Raw genomic sequence first — 12,756 nt, 5'->3', positions numbered from 1 at the left:
GAACGGGGTGCTGCGGGAGCTGGTGGAGCGGGGCGGCGGGCTGGTCACCCGTACGGTGGCCCGGCAGGTCGTGCCGGAGTGGACGCTGCGGCAGGCGTGCCACGACGGCGAACTGGTGCGGGTGCTGCCCCAGGTGTTCGTGCCGGCGCACCTGCTGGACGCAGGACCCGGCGCTCCCGCCCTCGGCCGGCTCGATCCGGCCCTGGGCCGCCGCGCCGCCCTCGCCTGGGCCGAGGGCCGGGGTGTGCTCAGTCACCTCAGCGCGCTCGCCGTGTGGGGGCTGCACCCGGACACGGCCGGCGACCTGGTGCACCTGAGCACTCCGGCCGCCGGGCTGCGCAGCCGCCCCGGGGTGGCGGTGCACCGACGCCGGGGCCTCGTCCTCGGGCCACCGCAGGTGGTGCTCCGGCAGGGGCTGGCCGTCACCCGCCTGGAGCAGACCCTGGTCGACTCGTGGCCGATGCTGCCGCCCGCCGACCGGCGGGCACCGGTGATCCGGGCGGTCAACGACCGGCGGACCACCCCCGAACGGCTGGCGACCGCCCTGGACGGTGCGCCGAAACTCGACGACCGGGCCGCCCTGCGGACGCTGCTGACCAGGCTCGCCGAGGGCTGCCGCAGCCCGTTGGAGATCTGGGGCCACGAGCAGGTCTTCACCGGCCCGGGAATGCCGGCGTTCCGCCGCCAGGTGCGGATGAGCGTCGGGCGGCGCACCATGTACCTGGACATGTTTGCCGAGCGGGAACGGGTCAACATCGAACTCGACGGCGCCACCACCCACGGCGACCCGCGCCAACGGGAGATCGACCTGCGCCGGGACGCCCTGCTGGCGACCATCGGGATCCTGGTGGTCCGCTTCGCCCACCGCCGTTTGGTGCACGAAACTGACGACGTACGCCGGGAGACCCTGACCATCCTCGCGACCCGCCGCGCGGACAGGAACACCTGATCCGGCGATCCGTGCCGTGCCTACGACCGCCCTCGGGCACGTGTGGTGCGGGGTACGCCCCGGCGGGGTGATCGGCCACGTGGCTTGGGTGGACCGGCGGTGGCTGCCAGCCGGAGGCCGGAGAGCTGGACGTAGATCTCCCGCTTGGCGACGGCCTGGTCGCGCCGGTCGAGCACGTACCCGGTCAGCCAGAGCCACCCCGGGTACGGTTCGTCCGCGCCGACCGACACCACCCGCATCCGCAGCGCGCGGTCCCCGGCGAACTGCACCGAGGCCGCACCGTCGACGATCAGCAGGTCGCCGGGGGAGGGGCGCTCGTTCACCAGTGTCCGCCGTTCGGCGTCCGGCATTCCCGGGCGTGCAGGGTCTGCCAGTCGCGTAGTGCCTGCTTGATCCGGTCGTTCTCCTGCACGAGCAGGCGGAGTTGGTCGTGCAGGCCGGCCAACTCGTCGGCGACCCGGGACTGGAAGGCGCGTACCTCGTCGGGGTCGACGCCACGGCGGCGCGGCGCGAACGTGCGGGTGCGTACCTCGTGCGCGGTCAGCCGGGCCGGTTGGCCGGCCCCGTAGAGGTGGCCACCTCGGTACACCTGGGCCACGTCGATCCTTTCCTGAGCGTCGGTGTTCCGTGTGTCGCCTGGAAGGCGGGCCGCGCGCACGCCGGCCGCGCGCGACCCGCCGGCCCCACCGCCGCAGCCTGAGATCAGCGGTACGGCAGCGGAGCGGTCCGGTGGGTCGGGACGGGCACGCGCACCCGCCCCGACCAGGGGGATGAGCCGAACTCGTTGCCACGCGAGGACCGGCTCGCGATCAACCATATATGCCTAAGTGGAGTCGATGCAACGCTTGGTTGTCTGGCGAGTGCGTGTCGTGATCAAATTGGCGTGCCACGCGAGGAGTGCCATGCCACAGACACCGGACTACATCCGGATCTCTGATGAGATCGTTAGCGACGTGCGGAGCGGAAAGGTCCAGCCAGGAGAAAAGTTGCCGTCGATCGCAGACATGGCTGACCGCTTCGGGGTCAGCTCGTCCACGATCCAGATGGTCTACGTGCGGCTCGAAGCCCTGCGCGTCATCCGCCGGCATCAGGGCAAGGGCATCTTCGTCACCGACCCGAAGACCTGGATGCGTGAGCCTTGATGCGGCGACACGGCGGTGGCGAGGGCTGCCGCTGTGTCTTCAGCGCTTAGCGTCGTTGTCGGTGGTGCCAGCCCTGCGCTTGCGTCCCAGGTAGATCATGATCGCGCCAAATAGTGCCAGCAGCAGCATGAGCGCGAGGGTGAAGTTGATCAGGAACGCTGCGGAGGGGCGATCGGTCGAGCTGAGTCGCCAGATCAACACCCCGAACAGCAGCGTCGCAGCTGCCGCGATCAGCTGGATGGCGAGGATGAACAGAATCCGCGGTCGTTCTCGTCTCATGGTCACCGCCTCAGGTCCTCGATGCGCGGCACGAACGCCTGCGGGTCGCTGAAGTCACCGATCCGCCGGCCGTTCACCGTCAGATGGCCGAGCGCGGCCTGCTGTGCCTCGGTCGCGAGGCGTTCCGCGGCGAGGACCGCCTCGACCACGTCTTCGCCGAGCGTGTGGTTGTCGATATCGCGGGTGGCCCGTGGACTGAAGACGATGTCCACGAGTTCACGAGTGCCGGACACCACCGCCGTGACCGCGCCGTCGTCGGAGGTCGCCTCGTAGCGCTCGTGCGGAGCGCGTAGGGCATACTCCGCGGTTGCCTCCAGCGCCTGGGACAGATCACGCCGGATCTGCTCAACCGGATTCATCGGACCTTCCGCGCAGCACGACGGAGTGCCTCGGCCACCTGGGTGACCTCGTACGACGAGTCGTCGGGACCCTCGGCCCGACCATTGTCGGCGGTTGCCGATGCCGACAGGTCGGGGAACATGTCCGACATCGTCTCGGCGATGAGTTGACCGCCCCGCTGGCGCGCGTGCTGAATCGCCTGCAGGCAAGCCTGGCCAAGTTCCTCTGCGGAGAGATCGCGGATTGCGTGGGCACTGATGGCAACCGTCCGCAGTGCGCCGCCGCTGACGGTGGCGGTGACCAGGCCGGTGTCGTCCACGCCCTCGACGGGTGCGTCGCTGACCTCCTGCAGGCGTGCGGTCATCATCTGCACCTGATCCGCCACCCCCTGCAGCGCCTGCGGGTTGAAGGCGAAGCGTTCGGCGTCGCGGACCGCATTCTGGAAGTCTTCGGTGCTGCCCACAGGTCTGTTACTCCTTGGCCCAGTTGGTCGGCTCGGCGATCCGCACCCGCAACTGCTGCGGAAGCGCGAGGGTCTCGGTGTTGAGCCGACCGGCCTTCTCCTCGAACATGTTGCTGAGTTCGCTGAACGCGTCGTTGACGCTCTGGCCGGACGCCCACAGGCCCTGGGCGAAGCTGATGAAGACGCCGATAGCGGCGATGGCAGCGCCTGCCCACGCACCGATGATCGTCCACTGGACGGCGGGAGCGTATGGACCGGCGGCGTACGCGCTCGCGCAGGCGATGATCGCGGTGGCCGTGAAAGTGAGATACCCGGCGAGCACGGTCAGCAATGACCACCACATGCTGTCGCACATGTTCCGCATGGCAGTGGCGGCAGTGCTCAAGGCTTGCAGCGCGGGCTCGATGTGCCCGGCCATGAAGGATTTGAAGGCTTCGGCACCGCGATCCGCCCACAGCCCGTCGACGTCCGCGCTGAGCCGCGTCGCCCGGTTCTTGATCTGCGCGAAGAGGTCGCTGACCTCGTTCCAGGACTCCGACCCCCGATCCCATGGGTCGGGGGTGCGGACGTTCAACTCGGTCATCACCGTTATCCCGGCGACCACCACCGGCCCGCCGACGGTGGGCAGCACGCAGGCACCCAACGCCGTTCCGAGTACGCCGATGAGCACCCACAGGTTCTCCGTGGAGTCTCCGTCGCCGTACCTGCCCGCGTTGTAGAGGGAAGAGTCGCTCACTGTCGGCCCCCGTGCCTGTCTCGTCTCAGTTCGGATAGGTAAAGTTGTCGGTGCGGACCTGTTCCTGCTGCTCGTAGTGGCTCGCGATGTTCGACAGGGCCTGGCCGATGGCGTCGAGAGACTGGAACAGGGCGCGGCTGACGTCGAGCGCCCCCTGCCGCAGGGTCTCGTAATCGCCGGTCAGGTTCCAGGCGAAGACGGGGAACGCCTCCTGGGGCATGGACATGGTCTCGAGCTTGGCGACGAGCTTCTCGGCCGCCATCGCGGCATCGTCCTGGAACGTCTGGCCCGCGCGCTTCAGCGTTTCGGTCTCGATCGACGTCATGCCGCAACTCCCGAACGATCGTGGACGATGGGTCACCGGCCAACCACCTTAACGGTGACGGTGCTCCGTGTGGGGACCGTCAATGCCGCCGCTTGCCCCCTCTTTCGGCCTGTCCGGAGGGCGCTGCCCGCAGGGTGGGACGGCTAGAGTCATCGCGTGATCGACCGGAAGCTGCTCTTGTCCGACCTGCAGAAGCAGGTCAAGAACCTGGAGAAGGACCTGCGGGAGCAGGCCGAGTCGGTCGAGGAGGTGCGCCTCAAGCTGCGTGGCGAGTACGACCACGCCTTCAAGGTCGGGCGTACCGCCGCCACCTGGGCGGCCTGGCGGGACGAGCGGGTGACCCAGGTCGCCGTCGCCTGGGTGCTCGGCACCGTGTTCGTACGCTTCTGCGAGGACAACGGTCTGCTGCCCGACCCGTACCTGGCCGGCCCGGGGGACCGCCTGGTCCTCGCCGAGGAGGCCGAGGCGCAGTTCTTCCGCGACCACCCCGACCAGACCCTGCGCGACTGGCTGCACCAGGGCTTCGACGCCATCGCCAGCACCCAAGCCGGTAGGTCACTGTTCGACAACCGGCACAACCCGCTCTACCAGATCCCGCTGTCGCACGACGAGGCGAAGAACCTGATCGCCTTCTGGCGGCGGCGCGGCGAAACCGGCGAACTGGTCCACGACTTCACCGACCCGGAGTGGGACACCCGCTTCCTCGGCGACCTCTACCAGGACCTCTCCGAGGCGGCCCGCAAGACGTACGCGCTGCTCCAGACGCCGGAGTTCGTCGAGGAGTTCATCCTCGACCTGACCCTGACCCCGGCGATCGACGAGTTCGGCCACGACGTGGTCAAGATGATCGACCCCACCTGCGGCTCCGGCCACTTCGTTCTCGGCGCCTTCCACCGGCTGCTGAAGGAGTGGGAGCAGCACGCCCCCAACCGCGACCCCCAGGAGTGGGTACGCCTCGCCCTCGACGCGGTGCACGGCGTCGACATCAACCCCTTCGCGGTAGCCATCGCCCGTTTCCGCCTCCTGGTAGCCGCCCTCCGCGCCAGCAACATCAAGACCCTCGCCGACTCGGCCGGATACGTCTTCCCGATGCACCTAGCGGTCGGCGACTCACTGATCAAGCACCGTCAACTTGACCTCTTCGGTGGTTCAGACGAGCTAGCGCAGTTTCATTACGCGACCGAAGACGTTGGCGAGCATCCAGGCATCCTGGAACAAGGTCGCTACCACGTGGTGGTCGGCAACCCGCCTTACATCACCGTCAGCGACAGGGCCTTGAACAAGCTGTACCGCGAAATCTACGACGCATGTTCCGGCGGCTATTCACTGACTATCCCTTTCGCGCAACGCTTCTTTCAACTCGCGTCAAGATCAGGGGCTGACGGCCGCAATGCGGGCTTCGTCGGCCAAATCACGGCAAACGCCTTCATGAAGCGGGAGTTCGGCCAACCGCTGATCAAACCCTTCTTCGCTACCGAGGTCGATTTCACGCATGTCGTAGATACCTCAGGGGCTTACGTCCCTGGTCATGGCACGCCAACGATTATCCTGGTCGGACGGCCTAAAAGGCACGGGCACTCTGTGTCGGTTCGTGCGGTCCGTAGCGTGCGAGGTGAACCCAGTGCCCCTGATCCGGCAAGCGACGGTTTTGTCTGGCGCGCCATAGTCGAACAGATTGATCAGCCTGGCTCGGTTAGCGCATGGGTGGCTGTCGACGATCTGGAGCGAAACCGCTACTTTAACCGCTATCCTTGGATCCTGCAGGCCGGCGGCTTGGAGCTTGTAGAGGACATCGAACGTCTGTCTGGTGATCGATTGAAGGAAGAGTCCACCCGGATTGGCTTCTTCGGCGACACCCATGCCGATGACGCATTCACCCTTCCTAGCTCGGGTCCACTAGCTCGTCGTGCCGGGAGGCTGCACGGGCGAAAGTCGAACAAAGGTGATCAAGTTCGTGACTGGAGCGCGGCCGAGTATGACCTGATGGCGATGCCATACGGCGACTTCGCAGTGCTCCTTCGCTATCAAGATCTTGATCCCCTGTTCGTGCGCCACATGTGGCCTTTGAGAGCCGAGCTTTGGCGTCGCAGCACATTTGGTGGCGGGACTTACCTCAGCGTTGGCCGAGCCTGGTGGGAATGGCACCAGCTTCCTGCCGATCGCAATGCACACCCGTGGGCATTGCGATTCGCCTTCGTTGCCACGCATGCCCATTTCGTGCTAGATCGCGAGCATCGGGCATCCACACGGACGGCACCAGTGATCAAGTTGCCGGAGGGAGCCTCGGAGGACGATCACCTGCGGCTGCTCGGGGTGCTAAACAGTTCGACCGCCTGCTTTTGGCTCAAGCAGGTCAGCCATGACAAGGGCAGCCAGGGCGTCAATGAGGGATTTAAGAGCCAGGAGTGGGAACGATTCTACGAGTTCACCGGCACCAAGTTGCAGGAGTTTCCGCTGCCGCTGGCGTACCCCCTTGAACTGAGTCGGGAGATCGACGGCCTGGCGCAGCGGCTCGCCACGGTGACCCCGGCGGCGGTCGCGGCCTCCGGGGTGCCCACCCGTGACCGGCTGGACGCCGCCGCCTACGAGTGGCACGCCACCCGGGGCCAGATGATCTGCCTCCAGGAGGAGTTGGACTGGCAGGTCTACTCGCTCTACGGGCTCCTCGACGAGGACCTGACCGCGCCGGAAAGCGTCCGGCCGCCGATGCTGGCGCTGGGGGAGCGGGCGTTCGAGATCGTGCTCGCCCGCAAGATGCGCGACGAGGGCCTGGAAACGCAGTGGTTCGCCCGGCACGGGTCGACGCCGATCACGGAGCTGCCGGCGCACTGGTCGGAGGAGTACAAGGCGGTCGTGCAGCGGCGGATCGCGCTCATCGAGTCCAACCGCAACATCGGGCTGATCGAGCGACCCGAGTGCAAGCGGCGCTGGGCCACCGAGGGCTGGGACAAGATGCAGGCCAAGGCGCTGCGGGACTGGCTGCTGGACCGGTGCGAGGCGCGCGAGCTGTGGTACCACCACGTCGACGGGCTAGAGCAGCCGCGCCCGCTGACCACCGCCCAGCTCGCCGACGAGCTGCTCCGCGACGACGACGTGCTCACCGTCGCCAACCTCTACGCGCCCGGTCAGGATCTCGGCAAGGTGATCGCCGACCTGGTCGCCGACGAGCACGTGCCGCACCTGGCCGCGCTGCGCTACAAGGACTCCGGCCTGGTCAAGCGGGCCGACTGGGAGCAGGTGTGGGACCTGCAACGCGCCGAGGACGCGCTGCCCGACGAGGCGGCGAAGCGGGAGTTCCGCAAGCAGATCCCGGTGCCGCCGAAGTACACCTCGGCGGACTTCGTCAAGGGCAGCTACTGGAAGCACCGGGGCAAGCTCGACGTGCCCAAGGAACGGTTCGTGTCGTACCCGGGAGCCAGCCGCGACGGTGACCCGTCGCTGCTGGTCGGCTGGGCCGGCTGGGACCACCGCGAACAGGCCCAGGCGCTGGCCACCCTGATCGTCGCCCGCGAGCAGGAGGACGGCTGGCCCGCCGAGCGGCTGGTGCCGCTGGTCGCCGGGCTGCGGGAGATCCTGCCCTGGGTACGCCAGTGGCACGGCGAGTTCGACCCCGAGTGGGGGTCGTCGCCGGCGGAGATTTACGACGGTTTCCTCGCCGAGACCACCAACCGGCTGCACCTGACCGACGAGGCGCTCACGTCGTGGCGCCCACCGAAAACCACCCGAGGTCGCAAGGCGAAGCAGTGAACAGAGCCGAAGGCGTCGCTGTTCACCCTGCCCGCACCGTCAGGAGGTGACGATGGACAACGAGATTCAGCTCATCAGTGACGGCGACGGATTGGCCGTCATCGGCGATCCGATGGCTGTCGAACGATTTCTAATCTCCGAGGGGCTGCCGTCGAAGGATCTCGGGCTGCATCGGCTCGGACCTGCCCTCGGAAGGGCTGCGGGAGTCGCACAGGCAGGTTCCGAGATCGCCGCCCACTCAGGCCGCTGGATGAAGCTGACCGAGGAGTCCGCGCGGGCCGCGTCGAAGCTTCCGCTGGTCACGAACTCGTCCTCCGGCAACGTCCATGCCGCGCTGCGGGCACCCAACGGCCAGTTCGCCAAGAACCTTCAGTTCGTGAAGGGTGGCCCCGGAGCGTTCTTGTCCAACCCTGCGCTCCTGGCCGGTGCAGCCGGGCTCATGGCACAGCTGGCGATGCAGCAGGCCATGGACGACATCACCGACTACCTCGCCACGATCGACGAGAAAATCGACGACGTGCTCCGCGCCCAGAAGGACGCGGTGCTGGCGGACATGGTCGGGGTTGGCTTCGTCATCGAGGAGGCCATGACCATCCGAGAGCAGGTGGGCCGGGTCTCCGAGGTCACGTGGTCGAAGGTGCAGGCCACGTCGACGACGATTGCGCGGACCCAGGCGTACGCGTTGCGTCAACTCGACGCACTCGCAGAAAAGCTGGAGCGCAAAACCAAGATCGGTGATCTCGCCAAGGCGGCCAAGGAAGCAGAGGCGAAGACGCAGGAGTGGCTCGCTGTCCTGGCGCGCTGCTTCCAACTGCAGGACGCCATCGCCGTGCTCGAACTCGACCGGGTGCTGGATACCTCTCCGGGAGAGTTGGACGAGCATCGCCTCGGCCTGAAGACTGCCCGGCAGAACCGGCTGGAACTCATCTCACGATGCACCGAGCGCCTGATGGCCCGCATGGGTGCGGCTGCCGACAGGGCCAACACCAAGGTGTTGCTGAACCCGATGGACTCCCCGGCCGTGGTACAGGCGAGCAACCATGTCTCGACCGCCGTCGTCGACTTCCACGGCCGGCTCGGGATCGAAGGCGCTCGCCAGTCGTCGGAGGCGAGACGATGGGCGGACGCGGCCAAGGAGGTGCGGGACAAGGCGCTCGAGACAGGAGCAGACGGCGTTGGCGCCGCCAGGCGCCTCGGCAACGAGACCCTCGGCCGGGCCAAATCAGCGACCGGCAAGCTCTCCAACCGGATCGCCCAGCGAGCGCTTCGTCGGCGCGGGGACGACGAGCAAGACTGAGTGGGCGACCGTCAGCCACATTGGCTCGGCGATGTGGTTCGCGGTCACCTGGGTCGCTGCTGGAGGCGGGCGGATTGAGCCCACGCACACCTCGGACTGACGTGAACAGGGAGGCTTACATGACGCCTGACGGTGAGCGGCTGGCGGTTTCGGTGCGGGAGGTGCTCGGCTCGCCCGACACGTGGCGGCCGATGCCGTCCGGCTACCCCGACAGTCTCGCCCTGTGCGTCCTGGACGCCATCTGGTCCATCGGCGTGCGGTACGAAGCCGTGAAGAATGTGGTGAGCCGTTATCGGGAGTGTCGTCGTGCCGAAGGCGGCAACGCCGACCGGGACGGGGCGTCCGACCTGCTCCAGCACGTCAGGCTGGCCGGTGGGCCGGACCGGTTCGCGGATCGGTTGAGGAACCAGCAGCGGGTGTCGACCCGGCCGGGCGCGGTGCGGAAGGCCGAAGCGGTCTACCAGGCAGCAGAAGCGCTGTCCGAGGCCGGGATCGAGACAGTCAAGGATCTTCGTACCGTGGCGACCGGGCCAGACGAGGCCCGGGTGAAACGTGCGTGGCTGGCCCTGCCCGGGCAGCGTTCCGGCGTCTCCTGGCACTACCTGCTGATGCTGGCCCGCCTGCCCGGCGTCAAGCCGGACCGCATGATCTGCCGGTTCGTGGCGCGTGCCCTCGGGCGGGACCGCATCGCACCGGCGGAGGCGGTCACGCTGGTCATGCAGGCTGCCGAACGTCTCGACGTGTCGCCCACCGCGCTCGATCACGAGATCTGGCGGTACGAGCGGCCGGTGCGTCGCGGGCGCGTCACCCCGGGCCCCGTAGCGTGACGGATATCTGACTCGCTGCTCAGATCGGTGACCGCCGGGTAGCCGCTACTGTCACCTGCAGCGTTGAGATGGATTCGCGCGGTGACGACGCGACCGATCGCCTCCGGGGGTGCGATGGCGCCGAGTAAGCGACAGGCTGTCCTTATCGGAGTCAACCAGTGCGGTTACGACCGGCAACTGCCGGACCTGCGGTACGCGGAAAGTGACGTGCAGGCCCTGCGGGGCGTGCTCCTCGACGAGGACTACGGCACCTTCGACGACGGCAACGTCAAGGTGTTCTCCGGCGCCGAGGCCACCTCACGGGACATCAAGGCGTTTCTGCGGGAGGTCGTCCTCAGCTCCGGGCCCTCGGACGTGCTGCTGGTCTACTTCGCCGGTCACACCCTCGTACCGCAGTGGAACGACCAGCTCGACGCCTACCTGGTCACCGCCGACCTCGACCCCGAGCGGCTGCCTCGTGAGCCGGACAACGGGCTGCGGATGTCGTTCCTCCAACGTGACATCTTCGAGGCGTTCGCGGGCACCTCGTTCCTGGTCCTCGACTGCTGCCAGGCGGGCATCTACGCCGACGCCGACCGGCGGCACGCGGCGGCGATGCAGACGTACCGCACCCAGGTCGACCGGCACAGCGCCCTACTGGCCTGCCCCAGGGGCCAGGTGGCGCGGGAGAGCGCCGAGCATGGGCACGGGGTGCTGACCCACGAGGTGCTGCGGGCGCTGCGGGGAGAAGCGGCCGACGAGGCCCGCCGGGTGTCGTTCGCGCAGATGGCTGCCTTCGTGGCCGACCAGGGCATTGAACCGCCACCGGTGCAGTGGGTACGCACGTACGGGCCCAGCACCGTGCTGACCCAGCCGCCGCTGTCCCGGCACGAGCGGCAGGCGCTCAACGCGCCGGCGAACCCCGGCACCACCCGCCCCTGCAAGAACCCGCTGGAGGACCAGAGCAACTCGATCACGCAACTGCTCGGCCGGATGTTCCGCCGCGACAACCGGCCGCCGCACCACGACCAGCAGGGTGGCCACGCCGACCGGGTTGAGCTCCTCTGCCACGCCCTCCACGCGGACTCCGCCGCGGTCGTGGAATTCACCGGCACCGACTTCGCCGTGCTCAACGCGACGATCCGGTTCGACAAGGAGACCCTGCGGCCGATGCTCGAAGCTGCGGCGGTCGAGGCGCTGCAGCACCGCACCTCCATACCCGGGCACGTGGTCTCCCACGGTGCCCGGCGCCGGATGCTCTGCGTCCCCCTCTCTTACGCCGACGAGCGGACGCTGGCCCTCACGGTGGTCGACCCGGGCCTGGCCCAGCTCGACATGGGAGAGCCGCTGGCGGTGATGCTGCGGGCGGTCTGGGACTCCGACCCCTTCAAGGATCCGGTGCAGGCGGAGATGGCCGTGCTCACCGCGCTGCGCACCGCCTTCGGGCGCTTGCCGACGACCCTGTACGAGTACGCCTTCAGCCTCTACCAGAAGCTCGTCGAGTCGATGATCATGGTGTTCCAGCCCGTGGTGGAACTGGATCTGCGCGCCTCCGGGGTGAGCATCCAGAGCTTCGAGGCCCTGGCCCGCCGCAACGACCGGGAACTGCGCGCGCCACTGGCGGCGCTGTGGATGGCGTACGACTGGGGCGACCGCTTCATCATCGAACGTGACGCGGTTCTCCTGTCCAAGGCGATCCACTCGTACGCCGAGGCGGACGCCGCCGCCGAGTGGCAGGGCACCAAGCCGCTGTCGGTCAACGTCGCGGTCCGCTCACTGCTCAGCGACTCGTACCTGCATCAGGTGCGCAAGGCGCTCGTCGAGGCGGAGGTCAACCCACGGACCCTGACCCTCGAGATCTCCGAGCAGGATCCGATCACGCCGGGGCCGGGCGAACAATGGCCGCAGGAACCCCTGGTGTATTTCCACCGGCGGCTCACCGAGCTCTCCCGGGAGCTGCGCATCAACTTCGCGGTGGACGACTTCGGCGTGGGACACGCGTCGCTGGCCCGGATGGCGGAGCTACGGCTCACCCAGATCAAGGTCGACCGGGCCGTGTTGCACCATCCCCTGGCGGTCGAGGAGTTGGCGCTGGTGGCGCGGGTGGCCCGGTACGCCAGCGACCAGGGGCACGCGCCTCAGCCACGGGCGGTCATCGTCGAGGGCTACGACGACGAAGCGCCGGTGAGCCTGCGGCAGATCTACGACCTCGGCATCCACCACGTGCAGGGACATTTCAGTGGCGCGGTCGCCTCGACGACCCTACGTCCACTGGACCGGACTGTTCAGGAACGGATCGCATCGTTGACGAGAGGCGAGAAATGACCAGCGTCAAACTGCTGCTTCCCCCGGAGGTGATCGACGAACTCGCGCTGCCCTACGAGGGCGTTCGGGACATCTCCGCCGTCACGCTCGCCATCGAAGGCGTCGGCGTACTGGCGAACCTCGCCACCCTGGCGACGTTGCAACCGCAGCTGGGCGCGCTGGCCACCGCGATCAGGAACTGGCGACTGCGTGACGAGCGTCAGTCCGTCGTGTTGACGGTCAAAGGGCCGGACATCGATCTCAAACTCGACCTGCCCCGCAACGTGAGCACAGCGGCCCTGCTCAAACAGCTCGCACCGCTGTTCGACGAAGAAGGCGGGCGCGCTCGTTCTCGGTGAGGGAGGCAGC

Annotated in this window: 14 protein-coding genes; 7 read left to right on the top strand and 7 right to left on the bottom strand. The window is 67.9% G+C overall.

Features of this window, described 5'->3' with window-relative positions:
* Window positions 1-949 (top strand): DUF559 domain-containing protein (locus E1166_RS11885; RefSeq protein ID WP_243710311.1); only part of this gene is annotated, 949 nt, incomplete at its 5' end.
* A 20-nt stretch (window positions 950-969) separates the two neighbouring features.
* Here E1166_RS11885 and E1166_RS11880 read toward each other — a convergent pair.
* Together E1166_RS11880 and E1166_RS31965 are read right to left on the bottom strand one after the other, a co-directional pair.
* Window positions 970-1,272: a hypothetical protein gene (locus tag E1166_RS11880; protein ID WP_243710310.1), complete on the bottom strand. Its 303-nt coding sequence runs from the start codon at window positions 1,270-1,272 to the stop codon at window positions 970-972.
* Window positions 1,269-1,547: a DivIVA domain-containing protein gene (locus E1166_RS31965; RefSeq protein WP_243710309.1), complete on the bottom strand. Its 279-nt coding sequence runs from the start codon at window positions 1,545-1,547 to the stop codon at window positions 1,269-1,271. Before E1166_RS31965 ends, E1166_RS11880 begins: the two co-directional genes overlap by 4 nt.
* Before the next feature lie 304 nt (window positions 1,548-1,851).
* Here E1166_RS31965 and E1166_RS11870 point away from each other — a divergent pair, with 304 nt between their 5' ends.
* Entirely contained in the window at window positions 1,852-2,091 is a 240-nt protein-coding gene (locus E1166_RS11870; RefSeq protein ID WP_132338434.1) for a winged helix-turn-helix domain-containing protein, read from the top strand.
* Between the two features lie 39 nt (window positions 2,092-2,130).
* On the opposite strand, the gene E1166_RS11865 is transcribed toward E1166_RS11870, so the two are convergent.
* From E1166_RS11865 to E1166_RS11845, 5 genes are read right to left on the bottom strand one after another with little or no spacing between them, the layout of a single operon-like run.
* Window positions 2,131-2,376: a hypothetical protein gene (locus E1166_RS11865; protein WP_132338432.1), complete on the bottom strand. Its 246-nt coding sequence runs from the start codon at window positions 2,374-2,376 to the stop codon at window positions 2,131-2,133.
* Entirely contained in the window at window positions 2,373-2,729 is a 357-nt protein-coding gene (locus E1166_RS11860; RefSeq protein ID WP_132338430.1) for a YbaB/EbfC family nucleoid-associated protein, read from the bottom strand. The genes E1166_RS11865 and E1166_RS11860 overlap by 4 nt, the downstream gene beginning before the upstream one ends.
* On the bottom strand, window positions 2,726-3,172 hold the full coding sequence (locus E1166_RS11855) for a YbaB/EbfC family nucleoid-associated protein (RefSeq protein ID WP_132338428.1): 447 nt from the start codon (window positions 3,170-3,172) through the stop codon (window positions 2,726-2,728). Before E1166_RS11855 ends, E1166_RS11860 begins: the two co-directional genes overlap by 4 nt.
* A 7-nt stretch (window positions 3,173-3,179) precedes the next feature.
* Entirely contained in the window at window positions 3,180-3,908 is a 729-nt protein-coding gene (locus E1166_RS11850; protein ID WP_132338426.1) for a hypothetical protein, read from the bottom strand.
* Window positions 3,909-3,933: 25 nt separating this feature from the next.
* Entirely contained in the window at window positions 3,934-4,233 is a 300-nt protein-coding gene (locus E1166_RS11845; protein ID WP_132338424.1) for a hypothetical protein, read from the bottom strand.
* Between the two features lie 156 nt (window positions 4,234-4,389).
* On the opposite strand from E1166_RS11845, the gene pglX reads away from it, so the two are divergent.
* The 5 genes from pglX (at window position 4,390) to E1166_RS11820 (ending at window position 12,746) form a co-directional block, all read left to right on the top strand.
* Window positions 4,390-7,980 carry a BREX-2 system adenine-specific DNA-methyltransferase PglX gene (gene pglX, locus E1166_RS11840; protein ID WP_132338422.1) on the top strand — a complete coding sequence of 1,197 codons (3,591 nt, stop codon included), beginning with the start codon at window positions 4,390-4,392 and terminating at the stop codon, window positions 7,978-7,980.
* 52 nt (window positions 7,981-8,032) lie between these two features.
* Entirely contained in the window at window positions 8,033-9,277 is a 1,245-nt protein-coding gene (locus tag E1166_RS11835; protein ID WP_132338420.1) for a hypothetical protein, read from the top strand.
* 119 nt (window positions 9,278-9,396) lie between these two features.
* The gene (locus E1166_RS11830; protein ID WP_132338418.1) at window positions 9,397-10,104 is read left to right on the top strand and encodes a hypothetical protein; all 708 of its coding nucleotides are present in this window, start codon (window positions 9,397-9,399) and stop codon (window positions 10,102-10,104) included.
* Between the two features lie 81 nt (window positions 10,105-10,185).
* Window positions 10,186-12,408 (top strand): EAL domain-containing protein, encoded by a 2,223-nt coding sequence (locus E1166_RS11825; RefSeq protein WP_243710308.1) that lies wholly within the window; start codon window positions 10,186-10,188, stop codon window positions 12,406-12,408.
* Complete coding sequence (locus E1166_RS11820) at window positions 12,405-12,746, top strand: hypothetical protein (RefSeq protein WP_132338416.1); 342 nt, start codon at window positions 12,405-12,407, stop codon at window positions 12,744-12,746. Before E1166_RS11825 ends, E1166_RS11820 begins: the two co-directional genes overlap by 4 nt.
* The last annotated feature ends 10 nt before the right edge of the window (window positions 12,747-12,756 follow it).

Origin of the sequence: Micromonospora sp. KC213, assembly GCF_004348325.1 — a bacterium.
GTDB lineage: Bacteria > Actinomycetota > Actinomycetes > Mycobacteriales > Micromonosporaceae > Micromonospora.
This window is presented reverse-complemented; position numbering and strand designations above follow the sequence as displayed.

Bases quoted from the DNA above. Each gene is read 5' to 3' on its own strand.
- E1166_RS11870 (WP_132338434.1), top strand. From the start codon at position 1,852: ATGCCACAGACACCGGACTACATCCGGATCTCTGATGAGATCGTTAGC.
- E1166_RS11860 (WP_132338430.1), bottom strand. From the start codon at position 2,729: ATGAATCCGGTTGAGCAGATCCGGCGTGATCTGTCCCAGGCGCTGGAG.
- E1166_RS11845 (WP_132338424.1), bottom strand. From the start codon at position 4,233: ATGACGTCGATCGAGACCGAAACGCTGAAGCGCGCGGGCCAGACGTTC.
- E1166_RS11835 (WP_132338420.1), top strand. From the start codon at position 8,033: ATGGACAACGAGATTCAGCTCATCAGTGACGGCGACGGATTGGCCGTC.
- E1166_RS11830 (WP_132338418.1), top strand. From the start codon at position 9,397: ATGACGCCTGACGGTGAGCGGCTGGCGGTTTCGGTGCGGGAGGTGCTC.
- E1166_RS11820 (WP_132338416.1), top strand. From the start codon at position 12,405: ATGACCAGCGTCAAACTGCTGCTTCCCCCGGAGGTGATCGACGAACTC.